22 protein-coding genes are annotated in these 23147 nt (G+C 69.5%); 16 read left to right on the forward strand and 6 right to left on the reverse strand.

All coding sequences use genetic code 11. From position 1 onward, the window contains the following. Positions 1-7 precede the first annotated feature (7 nt). Entirely contained in the window at positions 8-1438 is a 1431-nt protein-coding gene (locus ABAZ39_RS28460) for an FAD-dependent oxidoreductase (RefSeq protein WP_051658673.1), read from the reverse strand. A 75-nt stretch (positions 1439-1513) separates the two neighbouring features. After that, positions 1514-1744, reverse strand: coding sequence for a hypothetical protein (locus ABAZ39_RS28465; RefSeq protein ID WP_035684237.1), 231 nt, complete (start codon positions 1742-1744; stop codon positions 1514-1516). Between the two features lie 344 nt (positions 1745-2088). Between ABAZ39_RS28465 and ABAZ39_RS28470 the strand changes: the two genes are divergently transcribed. After that, positions 2089-3318: an ABC transporter substrate-binding protein gene (locus ABAZ39_RS28470; RefSeq protein ID WP_040137612.1), complete on the forward strand. Its 1230-nt coding sequence runs from the start codon at positions 2089-2091 to the stop codon at positions 3316-3318. Positions 3319-3374: 56 nt separating this feature from the next. Next, positions 3375-3734, forward strand: coding sequence for an NIPSNAP family protein (locus ABAZ39_RS28475; RefSeq protein ID WP_040137816.1), 360 nt, complete (start codon positions 3375-3377; stop codon positions 3732-3734). A gap of 61 nt (positions 3735-3795) precedes the next feature. Here the strand turns inward: ABAZ39_RS28475 and ABAZ39_RS28480 are convergent, their stop codons facing one another. Further along, a complete protein-coding gene (locus tag ABAZ39_RS28480; protein ID WP_040137613.1) occupies positions 3796-4851 on the reverse strand; it encodes a Gfo/Idh/MocA family protein in 1056 nt (351 codons plus the stop codon). A 334-nt stretch (positions 4852-5185) separates the two neighbouring features. Between ABAZ39_RS28480 and ABAZ39_RS28485 the strand changes: the two genes are divergently transcribed. Together ABAZ39_RS28485 and ABAZ39_RS28490 are read left to right on the forward strand one after the other, a co-directional pair. Then, entirely contained in the window at positions 5186-5740 is a 555-nt protein-coding gene (locus tag ABAZ39_RS28485) for a MarR family winged helix-turn-helix transcriptional regulator (RefSeq protein ID WP_079285734.1), read from the forward strand. A gap of 40 nt (positions 5741-5780) precedes the next feature. Then, positions 5781-7559: an FAD-binding protein gene (locus ABAZ39_RS28490; RefSeq protein ID WP_051658674.1), complete on the forward strand. Its 1779-nt coding sequence runs from the start codon at positions 5781-5783 to the stop codon at positions 7557-7559. Positions 7560-7603: 44 nt separating this feature from the next. Here the strand turns inward: ABAZ39_RS28490 and ABAZ39_RS28495 are convergent, their stop codons facing one another. Then, positions 7604-8587 carry a 3-hydroxyacyl-CoA dehydrogenase family protein gene (locus tag ABAZ39_RS28495; RefSeq protein WP_040137614.1) on the reverse strand — a complete coding sequence of 328 codons (984 nt, stop codon included), beginning with the start codon at positions 8585-8587 and terminating at the stop codon, positions 7604-7606. A gap of 400 nt (positions 8588-8987) precedes the next feature. Between ABAZ39_RS28495 and ABAZ39_RS28500 the strand changes: the two genes are divergently transcribed. Genes ABAZ39_RS28500 through ABAZ39_RS28550 form a run of 11 tightly spaced genes read left to right on the forward strand, consistent with a single transcriptional unit; the run spans position 8988 to position 18832 of the window. Further along, positions 8988-9737: an SDR family NAD(P)-dependent oxidoreductase gene (locus tag ABAZ39_RS28500; RefSeq protein WP_040137615.1), complete on the forward strand. Its 750-nt coding sequence runs from the start codon at positions 8988-8990 to the stop codon at positions 9735-9737. A 24-nt stretch (positions 9738-9761) separates the two neighbouring features. Continuing rightward, complete coding sequence (locus ABAZ39_RS28505) at positions 9762-10622, forward strand: branched-chain amino acid ABC transporter permease (protein WP_035684231.1); 861 nt, start codon at positions 9762-9764, stop codon at positions 10620-10622. Beyond that, positions 10619-11632 (forward strand): branched-chain amino acid ABC transporter permease, encoded by a 1014-nt coding sequence (locus ABAZ39_RS28510; RefSeq protein ID WP_103039322.1) that lies wholly within the window; start codon positions 10619-10621, stop codon positions 11630-11632. The genes ABAZ39_RS28505 and ABAZ39_RS28510 overlap by 4 nt, the downstream gene beginning before the upstream one ends. Further along, positions 11629-12363, forward strand: coding sequence for an ABC transporter ATP-binding protein (locus ABAZ39_RS28515; protein WP_201042340.1), 735 nt, complete (start codon positions 11629-11631; stop codon positions 12361-12363). The genes ABAZ39_RS28510 and ABAZ39_RS28515 overlap by 4 nt, the downstream gene beginning before the upstream one ends. Beyond that, entirely contained in the window at positions 12360-13058 is a 699-nt protein-coding gene (locus tag ABAZ39_RS28520; RefSeq protein ID WP_040137616.1) for an ABC transporter ATP-binding protein, read from the forward strand. The genes ABAZ39_RS28515 and ABAZ39_RS28520 overlap by 4 nt, the downstream gene beginning before the upstream one ends. Positions 13059-13112: 54 nt before the next feature. Next, complete coding sequence (locus tag ABAZ39_RS28525; RefSeq protein WP_160174876.1) at positions 13113-14333, forward strand: ABC transporter substrate-binding protein; 1221 nt, start codon at positions 13113-13115, stop codon at positions 14331-14333. Positions 14334-14373: 40 nt separating this feature from the next. Next, the gene (locus tag ABAZ39_RS28530; protein WP_040137618.1) at positions 14374-15156 is read left to right on the forward strand and encodes an SDR family NAD(P)-dependent oxidoreductase; all 783 of its coding nucleotides are present in this window, start codon (positions 14374-14376) and stop codon (positions 15154-15156) included. A 31-nt stretch (positions 15157-15187) separates the two neighbouring features. Continuing rightward, positions 15188-16378 carry a 3-hydroxybenzoate 6-monooxygenase gene (locus ABAZ39_RS28535; protein ID WP_040137619.1) on the forward strand — a complete coding sequence of 397 codons (1191 nt, stop codon included), beginning with the start codon at positions 15188-15190 and terminating at the stop codon, positions 16376-16378. A gap of 18 nt (positions 16379-16396) precedes the next feature. Further along, positions 16397-17455, forward strand: a complete 1059-nt coding sequence (gtdA, locus tag ABAZ39_RS28540) for a gentisate 1,2-dioxygenase (RefSeq protein ID WP_040137620.1) — start codon at positions 16397-16399, stop codon at positions 17453-17455. Positions 17456-17466: 11 nt separating this feature from the next. After that, a complete protein-coding gene (maiA, locus tag ABAZ39_RS28545) occupies positions 17467-18105 on the forward strand; it encodes a maleylacetoacetate isomerase (RefSeq protein WP_040137621.1) in 639 nt (212 codons plus the stop codon). A 28-nt stretch (positions 18106-18133) separates the two neighbouring features. Then, complete coding sequence (locus ABAZ39_RS28550) at positions 18134-18832, forward strand: fumarylacetoacetate hydrolase family protein (RefSeq protein WP_040137622.1); 699 nt, start codon at positions 18134-18136, stop codon at positions 18830-18832. A 67-nt stretch (positions 18833-18899) separates the two neighbouring features. On the opposite strand, the gene ABAZ39_RS28555 is transcribed toward ABAZ39_RS28550, so the two are convergent. Continuing rightward, positions 18900-19547 carry a response regulator gene (locus ABAZ39_RS28555; RefSeq protein WP_040137623.1) on the reverse strand — a complete coding sequence of 216 codons (648 nt, stop codon included), beginning with the start codon at positions 19545-19547 and terminating at the stop codon, positions 18900-18902. Then, a complete protein-coding gene (locus ABAZ39_RS28560; RefSeq protein ID WP_247881776.1) occupies positions 19544-20920 on the reverse strand; it encodes an ATP-binding protein in 1377 nt (458 codons plus the stop codon). The genes ABAZ39_RS28555 and ABAZ39_RS28560 overlap by 4 nt, the downstream gene beginning before the upstream one ends. Before the next feature lie 313 nt (positions 20921-21233). On the opposite strand from ABAZ39_RS28560, the gene ABAZ39_RS28565 reads away from it, so the two are divergent. Next, positions 21234-23132: a methanol/ethanol family PQQ-dependent dehydrogenase gene (locus ABAZ39_RS28565; RefSeq protein WP_040137625.1), complete on the forward strand. Its 1899-nt coding sequence runs from the start codon at positions 21234-21236 to the stop codon at positions 23130-23132. Positions 23133-23147 lie beyond the last annotated feature (15 nt).

The following is a 23147-nucleotide window of genomic DNA, read 5'->3' on the forward strand; positions in this document are numbered from 1 at the left end:
TCCGGCCTCACCGCCCCACCCCGCTCCCGTCAAGCCCATTATGCCCTAGCTCGGCGGCGGCGGCCTCGGCCGCGCGCAGCCCGGTGACCGATGATTTGGTCAGGCCGCCGACATAGCCGATGGCGTCGCCGCCCTCCAGCCCGCCGGTCGTCGCCCCGGCGGCGAACAGGCCGCCGATCGGCGTGCCGTCCTCGCGCCTGACCCGGCTGTGGTCGTCGATGGCGATGCCGCCCATGGTGTAGGTCATGCCGGCAACCAGGCGGATCGCCTGGAACGGCGCCTTGCGGATCGGGAAAGGACGCGCGCGGCTGGTGCTGCGCGGCGGCGTCAGGCCAGCGGTGTCGCCGCCATCCACCGCCGCGTTATGGGCAGCGACCGTCGCCACCAGCCGGTCGGCCGGGATGTCGAGCTTTTCCGCCAGCCCCTCCAGCGTGTCGGCCTCGATGATGGTTCCGCCGACGCGGGGCAGATGCGGGTTGGCCGGGATGATCGATTCGGTCCCCGGCCCGTCCCAGATCGGGCGGTCGAAGATCACCGTCGCCCCCAACGGGTCGTCGAGCTTGGCGATCCGGTTGGTGACATAGACGCCGCCGCGGCCTTCGTCGACGAACCGGGCCCCGGTCCTGTCCACCACCAGCCCGGCCATGACGAGTTCGTCGAGCCACGGATAGGGCCACAGCTTGTCGTTGGTCAACGCGTCCTGGCACAGGATGTGGCCGTAGACATAGGGCGTGCCGCGCAGCGCGGCCCCGGCAGCGGCGGCCATCCGCAACCCGTCGCCGCCGCCGGTGCCGGCGCCGCGCTGGCGCACCGCCTCGGGAACCGGCGAGACATGGGCGCGCACGAGGTCCGGGTCGCCCTGGAAGCCGCCGTCGGCGATGACCACGGCCCGGGCCTCGACCGTCAGCGTCTCGCCGTTGCGTTCGGCCCGCAGCCCGACGCAGCGGCCCCCCTCCATCATCAGGTCGCGGGCGCGCACCCCGCGGTGGATGCTGCCGCCGCGCTTCTCCAACGCGCCGCCCAACGTGCGAAGCAGAGTGTCGCCGCCCCGCCCCTCCCAGTTCAATCCCGGCTGCGGCAGGGCCGGTGGGGCCAGCACGGTATCCTGCCAGTCGCGCGGGCCCGCCTTCATGAAGCGTATCCCCTGGCGGCGCAGCCAGTCGACGGCGCGCGGCGCCTCGGTCGCCAGCATCGTCACCAGGGCTTCGTCGACGAAGCCGTCCGTTTCGCTGCGGATGGTGTCCTTCACCTCCTCCACCGGGCGGTTCAGGCTGCGCATGCCGATGTGGAAAGCGCCGCCCGTGTAGCGGGAGTTGCAAAGGTAGCGGTCGTCGCTGCCCTTTTCCAAGACGACGACGCCCAGTCCGAGCTCGGCGGCGCGGTTCGCGGTGACCAGCCCGGCAATGCCGGCGCCGATGACGACCAGATCGGTTTTCATGCGGTCTCTTCCCTCCCGGAATGTGCGTCGCGGGCGTTTTGCCCGTCGGTTGCGTGTGATCCTGCCGCCCGGCGCTTACTTCGGCAGCAGCATGTCGGAGATGATGGCGACCAGCTCCGCGAACGCCTTCATCACCAGGAACAGCAGCGGAGCGCTCAGCGCCAGGACCAGCGCGGCGCCACCGCCCCAGCCGGACAGCAGAGCCACCGCCGCCACGAAGAGCGGGGCCAGCCCAGCGACGACGGCCAGCCAAAAGCCGTATTGGACGACGAAGCGAACCGCCGGATAGTTCTGTTCTGGCGACATGGTCCCTGATCCCAAGTTTGCGGGGGTGGTGCGGAGGCGTTGGGCCTGCGGCTGCGGGCCGGAAGCCGGACCCACCGGTCGGGGCTCCCTGTCCGGCTCCCGAGCCGGTCCCCATTCCGGCCGGGCCGATGGAGCGGCAGGAAACGCCGCACAGCTGATTATTGACAGCACGCAATCGTGATGTACACTGATTATACGCATACTGTCAATATGCGGCGGTTGTTGAGTGGTGTGCGATCAGGTGGCGTGCGTTCCTGATCCGACCCGGTTCGACCGGGCCGGCGGAACCGTCCGGCCTCACGCCCACCGCCATCAAAAAACAAGCAATCCGTGGGAGGGACATCATGAACACGCGCGCTCCGGCACTGGCGCTGGGCTTGGCCCTGGGCCTGACCCTGGGTCCACCGGCCAGCGGAACCGCATCGGCCGCCTTTACCGGCAACGTCGTCCGCATCGGCGTCCTCAACGATCAGTCCGGCCTCTATGCCGACATCATGGGCCAGGGATCGGTGACGGCCGCCCGCATGGCGGTCGAGGATTTCGGCGGCCGCATCGGCGACACGCCGATCGAGGTGATCGCCGCCGACAACCAGAACAAGCCCGACATCGGCGCCGCCATCGCGCGGCAATGGTACGACGTCCAGGGCGTCGACATGGTTGCGGAGATCGCCAATTCTTCGGTCGCGCTGGCGGTGGTCGAGATCGCCCGTGACAAGAACAAGGTCGCCATCGTGTCCGGCTCCAACACCAACCGGCTGACCGGCGATTCCTGCTCGCCCAACCATGTGCATTGGGCGTTCGACAATTACGCGCTGGCCAACGCCACGGCGCGGGCGGTCGTCAAGCAGGGGGGAACCTCCTGGTTCTTCATCACCTCCGACTACGCCTTCGGCCACGACATGGAGAAGCAGGCCGGAGAGATCGTGAAGCAGTCCGGCGGCACGGTGGTCGGTTCGGTGCGGGCACCGCTGAATTCGGCCGACTTCGCCTCCTACCTGCTGCAGGCGCAGGCATCGGGCGCGAAGGTGATCGGACTGGCCAACGCCACCGCCGACTTCACCAGCACGGTGAAGCAGGGCCGGGAGTTCGGCATCCTCGACGGCGGCCAGAGATTCGCCGGCCTGACCGTGTATCTGACCGACATCGATGCGCTCGGGCTGGATGCGGCACAGGGAACCCTGCTCAGCGTTCCGTTCTACTGGGACCTGAACGACAGGACGCGCGCCTTCTCCAAGCGCTTCTTCGAACGCCACGGCAAGATGCCGACCGCCTACCAAGCCTCGGTCTATTCGCAGGTGACGCATTACCTGAAGGCGGTCAAGTCGCTGGGCAGCGACGCCGACGGCCGCGCGGTCGTCGCCCGGATGAAGGAGCTGCCGACCGACGACGACGCCTACGGCCAGGGCTCGGTCCGCATCGACGGGCGCAAGCTGCACCCGATGTATCTGTTCCAGGTCAAGGCTCCGCAGGAATCGAAGGGGCGCTGGGACTATTACAAGCTGGTCTCGACCATTCCGACGGAAGAGGCCTGGAAGGCGCCCGACTTGGCCTGCAGCCTCGTCGCCAAGCAATGACGCCGGAACCGGCCGGCCATCCCCGACAACGGCACAGCATCGACAGGGAGTTTCCAGTGGTCGTCGAAGAACGCACGTATGTCCTGCACACCAGCGTCAGCCTCACCGAGTATCTGCGAATCTACGAGACGGAGGGGTTGCCGGCGCAGAAGCCGATCCTGGGCGGCTTCCTCGGCTATTTCGTGACCGAGTTCGGCACCCAGAACCAGCTCGTCCATCTCTGGGCCTACGCCGATCTGGAGGACCGGCGGGCAAGGCGGGCGCGGCTGGCCGGAAACGCGCAATGGCAGGGCTGTCTGGCCAAGATCCGGCCGATGATCATGACCATGGAGAACCGGATCCTGTATCCGACCTCCTTCTCCCCCATCCGTGAACTGCCGATCACGACCGGGCAGCCGGACACCGCGTTGGCCTGATCCGGGGGAGAGGGGCGGAGCTGCGCAGCGGCGCGCAGCTCCGCCGGGTCAGGCGGCCCGGTCAGGCATCCAGCAGCCGGACCGGCTGGCCGGTGGCCGCGGCCTCCTTCACCGCCAGGGTCGCGCGCAGGGTCTCGGTGGCGTCGGAGCCGCTGGCCAGCGGTGCCTCCTCGCAACGGATCACCCGGGCGAAATGGTCCAGTTGCAGGGCGTAGGGATTGCCGGGCTTGAGCGGCAGCGCCGTCCGGGTGAAGGGATCGAGCCAGCCGCGCCCGCCCTCGTAGCGCCAGAGTTCGAGGGTCGGCACCGTCAACGAGCCATGGGTGCCCGAGAAGAAATGGGTGGGGACATGCTGGCGGGCGAATTGCGGGCTTTCGCCGGTGGTCATGTCCCAGCTCCAGGGGGTCGCGGCGGCGTCGGACAGGCTGACGGTCGCCAGCGCCCCGCTGCGCAGCCGCAGCAGCACCGCCGCGGTGTCCTCCACCGCGAAGCCGCGGGTCCGGTTGGAGCTTGAGGCCTGCAGGCTCTCGATGTCGCCGCACAGGAAGCGCAGGGTGTCGATCTCGTGGATCAGGTTGATCAGGATCGGGCCGCCGCCCTCCTCCCGCCGCCAGACGGCGTCGAAATAGCCGTCGGGCTTGAGGAAGGTGTAGAGGATCGTCGCCGTCACCAACGCGCCGAGATCGCCGCGCCCGATCACCTCACGCGCCATCCGCAGGATCGGGTTGTGGCGACGGTGATGGCCGACCAGCAGCGGCACGCCGGCACGCTCGGCGGCATCCGTCAGCCGCCGTGCCGCCTCCACCGTGTCGGCGATCGGCTTTTCCACCAGCACCGGGATGCCGCGCTCGATGCAGGCGATGCCGATCGGCGTGTGGGTGGCGTTCGGGGTGGCGACGATGACGCCGTCCGGCAATTCACCGGACTCCAGCAGCGCCCCGATGTCGGCATGGTGCGGCACGCCGTGCCGCTCGGCGAGCGCGCGGGCACCCTCGCCCGGATCGACGATGGCGGCCAGCCGGCATGGATGCGCGTCCTGCCGGGGGTCGGACATGGCGTCGATGTGAGTCTTGCCGATGACGCCGGCACCGGCGACGGCGATGCGAAGGGGGGACATGCGCGTATCCTCGATTGGGAGCCCGATGGCGGGCGGAGCGGCGATGCTCCGGCCCCATTGGTCCAGCGGGGACGCCGGATGCGGGCATCGCGATATTGACAGCATACGTAATATCAGCTTACATACTGATTGCATCCTGTCAATATCGTGGGAGGGACGAACGGTTCCGCACCCAAGGGACGGGGCGCCCGTCGACCACCGGGCCAACCACCGCGGGGCGTGGACGGTGTGGCGAAGAAACACGGGGCACAGGTCATGCGGGTTGTGCTGCCAACGGCTTCCGTATGGGAGTATCACCGCAACATGAACAGGATCGACAGGTGCGCGCATGGCCATGGATGAACTTTACGCCAAGCCCGGACATCTTCTCCGGCGGGCACAGCAGATTTCGACAGCCCTCTTCACCGAAGAGTGCACGGTCCACGATCTGACCTCGGTGCAATATGCGGCCCTGGTCGCCATCGACGAGAATCCGGGGGTGGACGCCACCCGGCTGTCGGGGCTGATCGCCTTCGACCGCTCGACGCTGGGCGGCGTCATCGAGCGGCTGGAGGCCAAGGACCTCATCTATCGCCGCCCGAGCGAGGGGGACAAGCGGATCAAGCTTCTGTACCTGTCGCCGGCCGGCCGGGACATGCTGGTCACCGTCACCGCGGCGGTCGAGCGGGTGCAGGAGCGCATCCTGGAACCCCTGCGGCCGGCCGACCGCAAGACGTTCATCCAGCTCCTGACGCAGCTGGTCAACCTGCACAACGACACCCTGCCATCGTCGCTGCGGCTGGTCGTCGACCGCGAGACGGCCGAGGACACCGGCGCACCGCCCGCCGTCACCGATGGAAACACGAAACGCGGCAAGGCCGCAGCCGGTCGAAAGGTCAAGCGACGATAAGAACCTTCGACCGCGCGGGAGGAAACGGAGAACACAAGGAATGGCACAAGTTACCGCGTGGGACGCCGAGGTCGATCTTCTGGTGGCCGGCGCCGGGCCGGGCGGCATGGCCGCCGCATTGGTCGGCGCCCTGGAAGGGCTGGAGGTGATGGTCTGCGAGAAGTCCGGACAGATCGGCGGCACCGCCTCCACCTCCGCCGGGACTCTCTGGATACCCGGCAACACGCAGAGCCGGCGGGCCGGCTACGACGACAGCCCGGAGCAGGCGGAGATCTACATGGACCGGCTGGTCGGCGGCACCAAGGGCCGCGACCTGCGCAGCGTCTATCTGGAGACCGGACCGGCGGCGATCGACTATTACGACACCCGCACCGACGTCCAGTTCCTGCCCTGCGGACGCCACCCGGACTATCAGCAGAACATGGCGGGGGCGGCGGTGACCGGACGGGCGATCGTCCCGAAGCCGTTCGACGGCCGCCTGCTCGGCGAGGATTTCCGGCTGGTCCGGCCGCCCATCGGCGAGTTCATGATCTTCGGCGGCATGATGGTCGGCAAGGACGACATCCCCCGCCTGATCGGCCGCTTCAAATCGGCGGCCAACTTCACCTATTCGGCCAAGCTGTTCCTGCGCTACCTGTCGGACCGGCTGAAATATCCGCGCGGCACGCGCATCACCATGGGCAACGCGCTGGTGGCCCGCCTGTTCTACAGCCTGCGCAAGCGCAAGGTGCCCATCCGGCTCGACACCGCCATCCGCGAGCTTGTGCGGGAGGATGGCCGCCAGGACGGCCGCCAAGACGGTCGCGTGATCGGCGCCGTGGTGGACAGCGGCGGCCGGACGCTGCGGGTGCGGACGCGCAAGGGGGTGGTGCTGGCGACCGGCGGCTTCGCCCACAACCGCGCGTTCCGCCAAGCCTTCATGCCGCAGCCGGTTCCGGTCCATTCGCTGGCCTGCGAGACCGACACCGGCGACGGGCTGACCCTGGCCCAGGCGGCCGGCGCGAGGATCGACGGCGACCAGCACCGCGGCGGCGCCTTCTGGACGCCGGTGTCGGTGACGCGCCGGGCGGGGAACTGGAGGGGCCTGTTCCCCCATCTGGCGCTGGACCGCGCCAAGCCCGGCCTGATCGCGGTGAACGCCGCCGGCCGGCGTTTCGTGAACGAGGGCGCGTCCTACCACGACTTCGTCGAGGCGATGTTCGACTCGCACAAGCTGGTGCCGACCATGCCGGCCTGGCTGATCTGCGACTCCGCCTTCGTCGCCAAGTACGGTCTCGGTGTGGTGCATCCCGGCACCCGAAATCTGGCGCCGCACGAGAAGAGCGGCTATCTGACCACCGCCCCGACGCTGGAGGAACTCGCTCGCAAGATCGGCGTCGATCCGGCCGGGCTGGCGGACAGCGTGCGCCGGCACAACGGCTTCGCGCGGACCGGCAGCGACCTCGATTTCGGCAAGGGCGACAGCGAGCTGAACCGCTTCAACGGCGATCCGGAGAACAAGCCGAACCCGTGCCTCAAGCCGATCGAGGCGGCTCCCTTCGTCGCCGTCGCGGTCTGGCCGGCGGAGATCGCCTGCAGCGCCGGGCTGGCGACGGATGCCGACGGTCAGGTGCTCGGCGAGTCCGGCGACCCGATCCAGGGGCTGTACGCCTGCGGCAACGACATGGCCTCGATCATGGCCGGCACCTATCCCGGTCCGGGGACGACACTCGGTCCGGCTCTGGTCTTCGCCTACCGGGTGGCCATGCACGCGGCGGGCAAGAGCGATGCCGCCGGCAAAGCCATGGCCGGTCGGGAGGAGCGGGCGGCGGCGCGCTGACGCCGCCCACACCTGTCCCGTAGCGCATCACCGCAGAGCGGGTATCAGTCCGGTGCCCGCTCTCCGCCCGGAAGCCGGGCCGAGAGCGGACCCGGCGCGCGCAACACGGCAAGCAGCGCCTCGTTGCGCTGGCGGATCAGCGCGTCGCGCCCGCCCACCGACGCCTCCAGCGCCTCGGCCCCGGCGACCAGCGCCCGCTTGCTGTCGTCATCGAATGCCGGGGTGCCGAGATCGTCCCACCAGGAGCGGATCGGCGCGTCGAACACCTCCAGGAAGCGGGCCAATCCGCCGGCCCCGCCCCCCAGATGATAGGACAGCCCCTGCCCCAGCACCGCCCAGCGCGGTCCCGGCCCGGCGGCGATGGCGCGGTCGATGTCGTCGAGATCGCAGACCCCCTGCTCCACCAGATAGACCGCCTCGCGCCACAGCGCCGCCACGAGGCGGGTCGCCAGATGGCCGGCGATTTCCCGGCGCAGCACCACCGGCACCTTGCCGACGGCGCGATAGACCGCTTCCGCCGCCACCACCGCCTCGGGCGCCGTCTGCCGGCCCGGCACCAGCTCGACCAGCGGCAGCAAGTGCGGCGGGTTGAAGGGATGGCCGATCAGGATCCGGTCGGGATGGCGGGCCCCGTCCTGCAAATCGCTCGGCATCAGGCCGGAGGTGCTCGACGCGATCAGGGTCTCGGGCCGCACCACCGCCTCGACGGCGGCGTGGATCGCGCGCTTGGCGGCCAGGGATTCCGGCCCGTTCTCCTGGACCAGATCGACGCCGGCCAGCGAACTCCAGTCGCCGCCGGCCGCGGTCAGCCGGTCCCAATGGGCGCGCGGATCGCCGACGCCGAGCGCCACCAGATCGCCGGCCACCGCCTCGATGGCGGGTCGCAGACGGGCCATCGCCTGCGGGTCGGAATCGACCACCGTCACTTGCCGTCCGGTGGCGAGGAAAAGCGCGGCCCAACTGCTTCCGATGGTGCCCGCCCCGACGATGCCGATCGACGCGGCGTCATGGCTGAACGCGCGGTGCATGGAGGCCTCCTGCCTTGTGTGGGGAATGGCGCGATCCTAAACCCCCCGGCTTCGATCCGTCGCATTGACAATCCGCGGTTCCGATCTTCGGAAAAACTGATTGACAGTATACATACTGACAGTTAGCTTTCTGACAGCATACTTATGAATTGGCCCGCGAGACGCGTCGGCCGGTGCATCGCCGAAGGAATCGGCGGTCGTCCAGCGGACGGTCTTTCAAAAGCGATCTTCCAGAAGAAGCGGTCTTTCAGAAAACAAGCGGACAGCCAAGGCACGGCCGGGGGCGACGAATTCCCCGGCGGGCAAGGCCCACAGGCGCGGCGACAGGCCGGATGCCGGATGCCTCCTGCCCTGCCCCCTTGCGCGAAGCTCCGCGAGAAAACAGAGGGAAAGGGACGCCATGACGTTTCCATGCGGTTCGACGCCCTTCGCGTTGAAGGGCAAGCGCGTGCTCATCACCGGGGCGGCCGGCGGCATCGGCTCGGCCACGGCAAGGGCCTGCGCACGGCTGGGCGCCGAACTGGTGCTGACCGACATCCGCGACTGCTCGGCCCTGGCGGAGGAGCTGGCGCCGGTCGGTGCCGGAGCCACCGCCCATGTCTGCGACGTCCGCGACCGTGCCGCCATCGACGCGCTGGCCGACGCCGTCGGCGGCGTCGACGGGCTGGTGCTGAACGCCGGAGCCATCGCCTTCGACGATTGGGACTCGCTGGAGTGGGAGGACTCCTTCCACGAGATCATCCACGTCAATCTGCTGGCCCCGATGCAGTTCGCCCGCGCCTTCCTGCCCGGCATGCGGACGCGCGGCGGCGCGCGGATCGTGCTGGTCGGATCGGTCGCCGGCTGGACCGGCGGCACCATGTCGACCACGGGCGCGCATTACGTCGTCTCCAAGGGCGGCGTCCACGCCTTCACCCGCTGGCTGGCCCGCCGCGCGGCGCCCGACGTCGGCGTCAACGCGGTCGCCCCCAGCGCCACGGCGACGGCGATGATCGCCGGCCAGCCCTCCCCGGCGGTGGCGGCGCAGCTGGTGCCGCGCGTGGCCTCGGCGGACGAGATCGCTTGGCCGATCGCCTTCCTCTGTTCGCCCGCCGCCTCCTTCCTCAGCGGGGTCGTGCTCGACATCAACGGCGGCGCCTATCTGCGCTGACCGGCATCGGAGGGGTTCCCCAAGATGGCGAACGCATTGCTGATCCAAGTTCTCAACGGCCTCGTCTACGGGGGCCTGCTCTTCATCGTGTCGGTCGGGCTGGTGCTGATCTTCGGGCTGCGGCGGGTGGTGAACTTCGCCCATGGCAGCCTGTTCATGATCGGCGCCTATGTCGGCTTCAGCATCGCCACCGTCGCCGGCTTCTGGGCGGGCGTCCTGGGCGCCGCCGTGGTGTTGGCGGTGGCCGGCGTCCTGCTCGACGTGTCGGTGTTCCGGCCGCTGCGCCGCCAGGACCCGATCGCCACGGTGCTGGTCACCTTCGGGCTGCTGCTGATCCTGGAGGATCTCGCCCACTCCGTCTGGGGCAAGGACACCCACACCCTGCCGCTGCCGGAGATGCTGGCGGGCAGCGTCGACATCCTGGGCCAGCCCTTCCCGGCCTACCGGCTGATGGTGATCGCCGTCGCGGCGGCGGTCGGCGTCGGGCTCGCCCTGTGGCTGCGCTTCAGCCGCGTCGGCCTGTTCGTCCGCGCCTCCAGCATCGATCCGGTGACGACGGCGGTGCAGGGGGTGAACACCGACCGGGTCAGCGCGCTGGTCGTCGCCGTCGGCACCGGGCTGGCCGGGCTGTCGGGCACCATCGCCGCCCCGCTGCTGGCGCTGTCGCCGTCGATGGGCGGGTCGATCCTGATCGAGTCCTTCATCGTCGTGGTGGTCGGCGGGCTCGGCAGCTTCTCCGGCGCGCTGATCGCAGCGCTCGCCATCGGCCAGATCCACAATCTCGGCATCATCTACGTCCCCTGGGCGGCGACGATGGTGCCCTTCCTCCTGATGGTCGCGGTCCTGGTGTGGCGGCCGACCGGATTCGCAGGGAGCCACGTATGAGCCGCGCAACCATGAACCTCACCGGCGCCCGCGTGGTCGCCCCCCGCCTGTCGCATCGGTCCTGGCTGCTGCTCGCCGTGGCGCTGGCCGCCGGCTTCGGCCTTCCGGGCGTGGTCGCCTCGGTGCTCGTGCTGACGCTGCTGACCCAGGCGGTGATCGGCGGGATGCTGGCGGTCGGCGTCGGTTTCCTGATCCGCCAGAACGGCGTCGTCAGCTTCGGCCACGCCGCCTGGTACGGGGTGTCGGCCTACTGCTTCGGCCTGCTGCTGCGCCACGAGGTGCTGCCGGCGGAACTGGCGCTGGTGCTGGCGCTCGCCGTGCCGACGCTGACGGCCTTCCTGCTCGGGCTGGTGATCGTGCGGGTTCCCGGCGTCGCCTTCTCGATGCTGACTCTGGCGGTGGGGCAGGCCTTCCACGAATTCTCGATGAAGGCGCAAGGTCTGACCAACGGCGACGACGGCTTCGCCATCCCGTTGCCCGACACCCTGTTCGGCCTGCCGATCTCCGCCGTGCAGCAGCCCGAGACGATGTTCGTCCTGTGCTGGAGCCTGCTGGCGCTGGTGATCTTCGGCCTCTACGTCACCGTGCGCAGCCCCTTCGGCCGGCTGACCGAGGCGATCCGCGAGAACGAGGAGCGCGCCCGCTTCATCGGCTATCGCACGGTGCTGCCGCGCGCCGCGACCTATGCCATTTCCGCCTTCGTGGCGGCGCTGGCCGGGCTTCTCTTCGCGCTCTACAACGGCTTCGTCTCGCCCGAGGTGCTGCACTGGAGCCTGTCCGGCTCGGCGTTGATCATGGCGGTCATCGGCGGCTCGCGGCTGCTGTGGGGGCCGGCGCTGGGCGCGGTGATCTTCTTCTTCCTCAAGGATCTGGCCGGGAACCTGACTGAGCATTGGCCGGCGATGATCGGCGTCACCGTGATCGTCGTCACCGTGCTGATGCCGGCCGGCATCGCCGGCACCCTGGCGGAACTGGCCGGGCGCCTGCGCAGGACGGGAGGACGGGCATGAGCGGGCCGATGAATGGATCGATGAACGGCGCCTACGCCATCGAGGGAACGGCCCTGACCCGTCCCTATGGCGGTTTCTTCGCGGTGAACAAGGTGGACATCGCGGTTCCCCACGGCGAAATCCGCGGCCTGATCGGCCCGAACGGGGCCGGCAAGTCGACGCTGATCGACGTGCTGTCCGGCCGGGCCGCCGTCTGGTCCGGACAGGTGAGGATGGACGGCCGCGACATCGGCGCGATGGGCGTGCAGGAGCGCCGCCGCCACGGCATGGCCCGCTCCTTCCAGAAGACCAACATCTTCCCCGAGCTGTCGGTGCGCGAGCAGCTCGACATCGCCGCCCGGCAGGCCGAGAAGCCCAACGTCCACGAGGTGATGGACGAGCTGGGGCTGACCGGTCTGGGCGATGCGCGGGCGCGCGACATCGCCTATGGCGAACAGCGCCGGCTCGACCTGGCGCTGGCGCTGATCGGACGGCCGCGCGTGCTGCTGCTCGACGAGCCGGCGGCCGGGCTGTCGATGCGGGAATCGCTGGGGCTCGCCACCCTGCTGCGCGATCTGGCGCAGCGCTGGAAGGTCACCGTCCTGATCGTCGAGCACGACATGGAGGTGGTCTTCTCCATCTGCGACCGCATCACCGTCCTGCAACTGGGCCGCGTCCTGGCCGAAGGCACGCCGGATGAGATCCGGCGCTCGCCCGAGGTCGTCACCGCCTATCTCGGGAGTGCGGCATGAGCGAACTTCTGGCGTTCAGCAACGTCGTCGCCGGCTATGGCGGCGCCCGCATCCTGCACGACCTGGATTTGCGCATCGACGCCGGCGAGCGGGTCGCCGTGCTGGGCCGCAACGGGGTCGGCAAGACGACCATCGTCAACGCCTTCCTCGGCATCGCCCGGCGCATGCAGGGGGAAATCCGGCTGGCCGGCAAGGCGGTGGGAGACATCCGCCACTTCATGGCCGCGCGCGCCGGCATCTCGGTCGTGCCGCAGGGACGCTGCATCATCCCCAACCTGACGGTTCGCGAGAACCTGATCCTGGGCGCCGCCGTCCGCCGCAAGGGCGCCTGGACCGTCGAGCGGGTCTTCGCAATGTTCCCGATCCTTAAGGAGCGGGCCGACACGCCGGGGACGGCGCTGTCGGGCGGGCAGCAGCAGATGCTGGCGATCGGCCGCGCCCTGATGGCCAACCCGCATCTGCTGGTGCTCGACGAACCGAGCGAGGGGCTGGCCCCAGTGATCGTCGACGAGCTGGCCGACAACCTGCGCCACGTCGCCGACGGCGGCACGGGCCTGCTGATCATCGAGCAGAACTACAGCCTCGTCCGCCGGGTGGCCGAACGCTACTACGTGCTGTCCAAGGGCGAGGTGGCGGAACAGGGCGCCATGGCCGGCCTGACCAAGGAAAGCCTGAAGAAGCACATCGCGGTTTGAATGCCCTCTCCCGAAGCGGGAGACGGAAGAAAAAACAAAACCATGGAGGAAACAGTGACCAGGACGAACAGCCTCAAGCTTCGCGCCCTCGGCGCCGCCAGCATGCTCGCCCTCGCCCTTTCCGGCACCGCCCTTTCCGGCACCGCATATGCCCAGGACATGCTGAAGATCGGCGTGCCGACCGCCATGTCCGGCACCTACGCCGACCTCGGCAACCAGGCCAAGCGTGCCGTCGAGTTCGCCATCGCCGAGGCCAACGCCCGGGGCGGCGTCGCCGGCCACAAGGTCGAGGCCAAGATCCTCGACACCGAGGCCAAGCCCGACCTTGCCCGCAAGCAGTCCGAACGGCTGGCGCTGGAAGGCTACAAGGTGCTGACCGGGGTCATCGCGTCCGGCGAGGCACTGGCCATCGCGCCGATGCTCGACCGCTGGGACGCGCTCTATGTCGCCACCGTGACCAAGAGCGACAAGATCACCGGCGATTCCTGTGTCCGCCGCGCCTTCCGGGTCAACCACCAGGACGCGCAGGACGCGGCGGTGGTCAATCCCTGGCTTGCCGGCCGCAAGGAACAGAAATGGGCGATCATCGGCATGGACGGCGCCTGGGGCCGCGGTTCCGGCGCCGGCTTCAAGGAGGCCGCCACCGCCAACGGCAAATCGGTGGTCGCCGAACTCTACCCGCCGCTCGGCGCCACCGATTACGCCGCCTACATCCAGCAGATCAAGGCGTCGGGCGCCGAAGGGCTGTGGGTGGCGCTGGCCGGGCGCGACGCCGTCAGCTTCGCCACCCAGGCCCGCCAGTTCGGCCTGCTCGACAGCGTCTTCACCGCCGGGGTCAGCTTCGTCACCGACAACACGGTGCAGGCGATGGGCGAAACCGCCAAGGGCATCCACGGCATCATCAACTACAGCGCGACCCTCGACACGCCAGAGAACAAGAGCTTCGTCGCCGCCTGGGCCAAGCACTACAACGGCGACCAGCCCTCCAACTTCGAGGGCGAGACCTATCTCGGCATGCAGGTCATCTTCCAGGCGGTCGAGAAGGCCAAGAGCGTCAAGCCGATCGACATCGCCCGGGCGATGAGCGGCGGCAGCTTCGACACCATCCTCGGCCGGGTCGCCTTCCGGCCCGAGGACAACCAGCTGATCCTGCCCAACTATTTCGGCCATGTCGCCGAGACAGACGGCAAGCTGCGCCCGGTGGTGACGATGTCCTTCCCGGCCGAGCAGGCGACCCCGGCCCCGTCGGGCGCCTGCAAGCTGCAGAAGCTCTGATCCCTCCTTCCCTCCCCTCTCCACCGACAGGAGCCGGCGCATGTCCGCTCAGGCCTTTCTGGAAAGCCGCTTCGGGCTCGGCGGCTCCGTCTTCCTCGTCACCGGCGGGGCCAGCGGCATCGGCTTCGCCGCCGCCCGCGCCGCCGCGCAGGCCGGTGCCCGCGTCGCCGTCAACGACCTCGACGCGGACCGCGCGGAGCAGGCCGCCGCGAGCCTGCGCGATGACGGGCTGGAGGCGATGGCCGTGCCCTTCAGCGTCACCGACCCGGCGGCGGTGCGGGCCGGCGTCGCCGCGGTGCTCGACCGCTGGGGCCGCGTCGACAGCCTGTTCAGCAACGCCGGCAACCAGATCCGCAAGCCGTTCCTGGACTACCGGCCGGAGGAATGGGCGTCGCTGTGGCAGACCCATGTCGACGGCGCCTTCAACCTCTGCCAGGCGGTGCTGCCGTCGATGGTGGAGCGGCGCGGCGGGCGCATCGTGCTGATGTCGTCGGTCGCGGCCTTCGGCGCGCGCGGCACGATCGGCCCCTACGCCACCGCCAAGGGCGGGCTGGCCGCCATGACGCGGGCGCTGGCGGTGGAATACGGGCCGCTCGGCATCGCCTGCAACGCCATCGCCCCCGGCTTCGTCGCCACCGGCTTCACCGTGGCGATGCAGGAGAACGCGGCTTTCCAGAGCTACATCGAGAGCGATGTGCCGGCCCGCCGCTGGGGAACGCCCGACGACATCGCCGGGGTGGCGGTCTTCCTCGCCGGCCCGGCCAGCGGCTTCATCAACGGACAGGTCATCCCCGTGGACGGCGGGCTGCTCGCCACGCTGTGAAAGACCAGAGATCACGCAGAGGAACACACACATGCCTGACCGTCCCATCCTGATCGCCGGAGGCGGCATCGGCGGTTTGGCCGCCGCGCTGGGGCTGGCCCGCAAGGGCTTCCGCTCGATCGTGCTCGAACAGGCCCCCGCGCTGGGGGAGATCGGCGCCGGCATCCAGATCGGCCCGAACGCCTTCCACGCCTTCGACTGGCTCGGCGTCGGCGACGCCGCACGGGCCAAGGCCGTCTACATCGACCATCTGGTGCTGATGGACGCCGTCCGCGACGAGCGCATCGCCGCCATCCCGCTCGACGAGCCGTTCCGCCGGCGCTTCAAGAATCCCTACGCCGTCGTCCATCGCGCCGACCTGCACATGGTGCTGCTCGACGCCTGCCGGAACAGCGACCTGATCGAGCTGCGCACCCGTTCGTCAGTGGAGCGCTACGAACAGGACGGTGAGTCGGTCACCGTGACGCTCGGCGACGGCGGGCGGCTGACCGGCTCGGCGCTGGTCGGCGCCGACGGGCTGCGCTCCAAGGTGCGGGCGCAGGTGGTCGGCGACGCCCAGCCGCGCGTGTCGGGACACACCACCTTCCGTTCGGTCATCCCGACCGAGCAGATGCCGGAAGATCTGCGCTGGAACGCGGCGACGCTGTGGGCCGGCCCGAAATGCCACATCGTCCATTACCCGCTGAAAGGCGGCAAGGTCTTCAACCTCGTCGTCACCTGCCACAACGACGCCGCCGAGGCGGTGGCCGGCGTGCCGGTGACCAAGGAGGTGGTGTACGAGGGCTTCGCCCACATCGCCGACCGGCCCAAACAGATCATCGAGCGCGGCGAGAACTGGAAGCTCTGGGTGCTGTGCGACCGCGATCCGACGCCCGACTGGGTGGACGGCCGTGTCGTTCTGCTGGGCGACGCCGCCCACCCGATGCTGCAATATCTGGCGCAGGGCGCCTGCATGGCGCTGGAGGACGCGGTCAACCTGTCGCACCACATGGCGGAGACGGACGGCAAGCTGGACGCCGCCTTCGCCGCCTACAACCGCGACCGCTTCGCCCGCACCGGCCGGGTCCAGCTCAATTCCCGCCTGATGGGCGAGTACGTCTACCACCCGGCGGGCGGCCAGGCGGCGCTGCGCAACGCCGTTCTCGGCAATTCGAGCCGCGAGCAGCATTACGACCGCGTCGCGTGGCTCTATGGCGTGACCGGCCTCGGCGATGCCATCTGACAGAAAGGAACAGAGGACATGTCCATCTCCGGACCGCCCGCCGACACGCCCGAGCGGCAGGCCTATTACGACAAGATCAGCAAACGCAACCTGAACCCGCTGTGGTCGGTGATGGGCGCCATCATCACCCGCGAGCCGCGCAGCGCCTGCGTGCCCCATCTGTGGCACTTCGCCGAGATGAAGGAGCTGCTGCTGGAAGCGGGCTTCCTCATCACCGCCAAGGAGGCGGAGCGCCGCGTGCTGATGCTGGAGAATCCCGGCATGCCCGGCCAAAACCGCATCACCACCTCGCTCTATGCCGGGCTTCAGCTGGTGCTGCCGGGCGAGGTGGCGCCGGCCCACCGCCACAGCCAGTCGGCGGTGCGCTTCGTGCTGGACGGCGCCGGGGCCCACACCTCGGTGGACGGCGAGCGCACCATCATGCAGGTCGGCGATTTCGTCATCACCCCGCCGCGCGCCTGGCACGATCACGGCAACCACAGCGACGAGCCGATGATCTGGCTCGACGGGCTCGACATCCCGACCGTGTCCTTCTACGACGCCTCCTTCGCGGAATCCTCGCCGGAGGACGAGCGGCCGGTGACCCGCCCGGTCGGCCACTCGATGGCGCAATTCGGCGCCAACATGCTGCCGGTGGATTACGAGGCAACGCAACCCTCCTCTCCCATCTTCAATTATCCTTATGACCGCACCCGCGAGGCGCTGGAGACGATGCGCCGCCAGCAGGACTGGGACCCGTGCCACGGGCTGAAGATGCGGTTCGTCAATCCGGTGGACGGCGGCTCGCCGATGCCGACCATGTCGGCCTTCATGCAGCTCCTGCCCAAGGACTTCGCAACCAGCGCCTACCGGAGCACAGACGCCACCATCTTCGCGGTGGTCGAGGGCCGCGGCACCACGACGATCGACGGGCAGCCCTTCACCTGGGGGCCCAAGGATGTGTTCGTCGTGCCGAGCTGGAAATGGGTGAGCCATCACGCCGACGAGGATGCGGTGATCTTCAGCTATTCCGACCGCATCGCCCAACAGAAGCTCGGCCTGTGGCGCGAAGACCGCGGCAACCGGGTGAAGGACTGAGGAGCATGCCGATGGAGGTCTACGGCTATTTCCGGTCGTCCGCGGCCTACCGGCTGCGCATCGCGCTCAACCTGAAGGGACTGAAGGCGGAGCAGCACTTCATCCACCTGCGCCGGAAGGAGCAACGCTCGCCCGGCTATCTCGCCGTCAATCCGATGGGGCTGGTGCCGGCGCTGGTCGAGGACGGCCGGGCGCTGACCCAGTCGCTCGCCATCATCGACTATCTGGATGAGACCCATCCCACCCCGGCCCTGCTGCCGCGCGACCCGTTCGGCCGCGCCTGGGTGCGGTCGGTGGCGCTGGCCATCGCCTGCGACATCCACCCGGTCAACAACCTGCGCATCCTGAACCACCTGCGCGACGATCTCGGCCTGGACGAACAGGCGCGCAACGCCTGGTACGCCCATTGGGTGGCGGAGGGCTTCCGCGGGTTGGAGGCGATGCTGGCGGCCAGCCCGCAGCCCGGCGCCTTCTGCTTCGGCGACGAGCCGACGCTGGCCGACGTCTGCCTGGTCCCGCAGGTCTTCAACGCGGAGCGGATGAACTGCCCGCTCGACGCCTATCCCACCATCCGCCGCATCGCCGCGGCGGCGCGCGCCCTGCCCGCCTTCCAGGCCGCGGAGCCCGGCCGCCAGCCCGATGCCGAGTAACTTGAACCCCATCCAAGGACGAACCGACTTGACCCGCTATGTCATCGATCCGGCGCCGCTTCCCGCCGCCCCGGTCCGCGGCACCGATGCCCGCTTCCCGATCAACCGCATCTTCTGCGTCGGCCGGAATTACGAGGCCCATGCCCGCGAGATGGGCGTGCCGGTCGACCGCGAGGCGCCCTTCTACTTCACCAAATCCCCCGGCACCTACGTCCCGAGCGGGGCGGCCATCGCCTACCCGCCGGCCACCGAGAACTACCATTACGAGATGGAGCTGGTCGTCGCCATCGGGAAGCCGGCCTTCCGCGTCGCGCGGGAACAGGCGCTGGAGGTGGTCTACGGCTATGCCTGCGGCCTCGACATGACCCGGCGCGACCTGCAGCTCGCCGCCCGCGCCAAGCAGCGGCCCTGGGACATCGGCAAGGATTTCGAAGACTCGGCCGTGCTGTCGGAGATCGTCCCGGTGGCGGAGTGTGGCCACCCGACGAGCGGCACGCTCGAATTGCGGGTCGATGGCGAGACGAAGCAGTCCTCCGACCTGACTCTGTTGATCTGGTCGATCCCAGAGCTGATCGCCCACCTGTCCACCCTCTACCACCTGCAACCGGGCGACCTGATCTACACGGGCACCCCGGAGGGCGTCGGCCCGGTCAAGCCCGGCAACCGGATCGAAGGCTCGATTGCTCAAGTCGGCACCATCGCGCTGACCATCGGAGAGCCTGCCTGAGGCTGGACAAGGGGGCTCCGTCAGCTGTCCCGCCTTTTTCCTTTCGGGCGGCGGGACAGCGTCCGTCTCAGGCCGCCAGTCCGTGATCGATGGCGAAGCGGATCAGGGCGCGCGTGCTGTCGGCCCCCAGCTTGTCCTTGATCTGGGTGCAGGCGTTGGCGACGGTCTTCTGGCTGATGCCCAGCGCCTCGGCGACGGCCGCCGCGGTCAGGCCACGCCCCACCAGCGCCAGGATTTCCCGCTCGCGCTGGGTCAGCACCGCCAGCGGGTCGTCGGTCGGGGCCAGCGCCATCAGCGCCAGTTCGCGCGCCAGCGCGTGGTCGAGATGGACCCGCCCCGCCAGCACGCAGCGCACCGCCGTCACCAGCGTCTCCGGCGCGTCGTTCTTGGTGACGTAGCCCTTGGCGCCGGCCTTCAGCGCCCGCGCGGCGATGGCCGGGTCCTCGTGCATGCTGAAGATCAGAACCGGCACCGCCGGGTTTTCAGCCCGCATCACGCGCAGCACCTCCATCCCGCCGCCGTCCCTCCCGCCGATGCCACCCGGAAGGTTGAGGTCGAGGATGACCACGTCCGGCCGTTCCGAACGCCACAGCGCCAGCGCCGCCGCCACGTCGGCGGCCTCGACGACGCGGCCGAGCCCGGCTTCGGCGAGCAGGCTCTGGCAACCGGCGCGCACCACCGGATGATCGTCCACCAGGAGGATGGTCGGGGTCATGCCACGCCTTCCAGCCCGGCCGGGACACAGGGAAGGCAGGCGGCCACGCGGGTGCCCTGCCCGCCGTCCGATCCGATGCGCAGCGTGCCGCCCAGCGCCCTCACCCGCTCCGCCATTCCGGCGATGCCCAATCCACCCTGCTCCGCCGCGCCCGGCCCTTCCCTGAACCCCGGCCCGAACCCCGGCCCATCGTCGGTCACCAGAACCTCCACCCGGTCGGGAAGACGCCGCACCGTCACCGACACGTTGGTCGGCCGGGCGTGGCGGAGGGCGTTGACCAGCGATTCCTGCGCCAGCCGGAAGACCGTCAGGCGCAGCACCTCGTCCAGTCCGTCGATGCCGTCCGGCGTGCCGTCCTCGGCCATGTCCAGCGACCAGCGCACCTCCGGTTCCCGCCGCGCCCACTCGTCGATCAGCCCGGACAGCGCCTCGCCCAGCGGCAACTGGTCGAGCAGGGCCGGGCGCAGGCGGACCAGAATGCGCCGGCTCAACCGGTGCACGTCCGCGGCCATGGACAGCACGGCGCGGGCGCGTCCGGCGATCTCCACCCGCTCGCTGATGGTCGCCTCCGGCTTCGGCTCCTCGCTCAGGCGCAGGATGCGCCCGGCGTCCACCTTGATGGCGAACAGCGCCGCCCCCAGCTCGTCGTGGATTTCGCGGGCGATGTCCCGGCGCTCGCGGTCCTGCGCCTCGATCAGCCTCTGGCCGAGCCGGCGGTTCTCCCGACCGGCCGCGGCCAGCTCCTCGGCCAGGGCGGCGATGCCGGTGCCCAGCCGGACCAGCTCCGGCACGCCGCCTCCAGCAAGGCCGCCCCGCGGTCCGGGTTCGTAAACGCCTTCGCGCAGCCGCCGCACCGCCGCCTCGATGCGGGCGAGCGGGGCGAGCGCCCCGCCCACCGCCATCCAGGCGGCGCCCAGCAGCAGCAGACCCGCCACCAGCATCGCCAGGGCGAGATCCCGCATGTCCTCCCAGACCTCGGCCACCTCGTCCTGCGGTTCGGCGACCACGGTCAGCAGGACGCGCCCATCGCTTCCGGTCAGCGCATGGGCCTGCGGCGCCACGCCGACCAGCGCCGCGAACCAGCCGGGAACGGCCCCATGGCCGTCATCCCCCTCGCCCAAGGAGTCGGGCGGCGCCTTGCCCGCGATGAAGCGCAGGTGGCGCAGGCCCAGACGGTCGAGCGTCACGACGGCATCGGGAATGGCCCCCCGCCCGGCCTCCGCCCGCCCGATGGCGATGCCGAGATCGAGGGCGGAGGCCATTTCCGCGCGGACGGCGTCGCGCGCGTTGGCGATCATCACAGCCGCGCCGGCCACCGCCAGCAGCGCCAGGAACAGCCCGATCAGGGCCAGCATGCGCATTCGCAACGACATCGCCGTCTGATCCTTCCGACACGCCCCATAGGACCATCGGCGGAATGTTAACCAAGCAACCGGTCTCCGCGCTATGCGTCCTTCGACCAAGAGGCGGCGGGCGGACGGGCCTTTTGCCGCGGCACCGGGATTTTTTCCCGCCCCCTCCGGGACGCCGTCATACGCGCGTTGCAAGAATTTCGTCCCCGTATCGTCCAATGGAACCGAAGAACCGCCAAGACGAACATTGGGGGCGCAAGACGCGGTGCCGGAGCCGGGGCGGATCGGGCGGACGATCCGCCCCGGTAAAAACGGCCTTTCATGGGGGAAACGCATGACTTTATCCTTGCACACCAAGCCGGGAACGAAAGCCGGACGGGTTCGGCGCCGAATCATCACCGCGGTGGTGGCTGGATTCCTTGCCTCCGCCGCTCCGGCGGCCTGGGGAAGCGCTCAGGCCGCCAATGTCACCTGGGACGACATCGCCAACGACGCCAAGTCGGCCGGCGACGTGCTGATGTACGGCATGGGGGTGGAGGGCAAGCGCTTCAGCCCGCTGAAGCAAATCGACACCACCAGCGTGTCGCGGCTGGTCCCCGCATGGTCCTTCTCCTTCGGCGACGAGAAGCAGCGCGGGCAGGAGACGCAGGCGCTGGTCCATGACGGGGTGATCTACGTCACCGCCTCCTACTCGCGGATGTTCGCCCTGGACGCGCGCACCGGCAAGCGGCTGTGGACCTACGCCCACCGCCTGCCCGACGACATCCGGCCCTGCTGCGACGTGGTCAACCGCGGGGCGGCGATCTACGGCGACAAGGTGTTCTTCGGCACGCTCGACGCCTCCATCGTCGCGCTGAACAAGGACACCGGCAAGGTCGTCTGGCGCAAGAAGTTCGCCGACCACAAGGTCGGCTACACCATGACCGGCGCGCCGACCGTCGTGAAGGACCAGAAGACCGGGCGCATGCTGCTGATCCACGGCTCGTCGGGCGACGAGTTCGGCGTGGTCGGCCGGCTGTTCGCCCGCGACCCCGACACCGGCGAGGAAATCTGGATGCGCCCGCTGGTCGAGGGGCACATGGGCCGGCTCGACGGCAAGGACAGCACCCCGACCGGCAACGCCAAGGCGCCGTCCTGGCCGCGCGACAAGGACGGGCAGCTCGTCGAGGCGTGGAACCACGGCGGCGGAGCGCCCTGGCAGAGCGCCACCTTCGACGTGGAGACCAACACCATCGTCATCGGCACCGGCAACCCGGCGCCGTGGAACGGCTGGGCGCGCTGGCCCGGCGACAGCCTCTACACCTCCGGCCAGGCCTACGTCGATCCGACCACGGGGGAGCTGAAGGGCTTCTACCAGCACACCCCCAACGACACCTGGGACTTCTCCGGCAACAACGAGCTGGTGCTGTTCGACTACAAGGACGCGTCGGGCAAGACGGTGAAGGCGACCGCCCACGCCGACCGCAACGGCTTCTTCTACGTCACCGACCGGACGAAGCTGGCGACGGCGGGCGGCGAGGCGAACAAGCCGAACAGCGTATTGGCGGCCTTCCCCTTCGTGGACGGCATCACCTGGGCCAAGGGCATCGACCTGAAGACCGGCCGCCCCATCGAGGTGGAGGGCCAGCGCCCGCCGCCCCCCGCCGAGGGCGAGAAGCGCGGCAAGGCGGTCGAGGTCTCCCCGCCCTTCCTCGGCGGCAAGAACTGGAACCCGATGTCCTACAGCGAGGACACCGGCCTGTTCTACATCGCCGCCAACCACTGGAAGGAGGACTACTGGACGGAGCATGTCGGCTACAACCCCGGCTCCGCCTATCTCGGCATGGGCTTCCGCATCCACAAGATGTTCGAGGACCATGTCGGTATCCTGCGCGCCATCGACCCGACGACCGGCAAGGTCGCCTGGGAGCACAAGGAGGAGCTGCCGCTGTGGTCCGGCACGCTGGCGACCGCCGGCGGGCTGGTCTTCACCGGGACCGGCGACGGCTACGTCAAGGCGTTCGACGCCAAGTCCGGGGCGGAGCTTTGGAAGTTCCAGACCGGCTCCGGCATCATCTCCTCCCCGGTCACCTGGGAGCTGGACGGGGTGCAGTATGTCGGCATCACCACCGGCTACGGCGGCGCCGTGCCGCTGTGGGGCGGCGATCTCGCCGACCTGACCACCCGCGTGACCCAGGGCGGCTCCTTCTGGGTGTTCAAGCTGGCCGACGTGAAGGTCTCCAGCGCCAAGTGACCACCGCCGGGGCGG

It is taken from the genome of Azospirillum argentinense (genome assembly GCF_000632475.1).
GTDB lineage: Bacteria > Pseudomonadota > Alphaproteobacteria > Azospirillales > Azospirillaceae > Azospirillum > Azospirillum baldaniorum.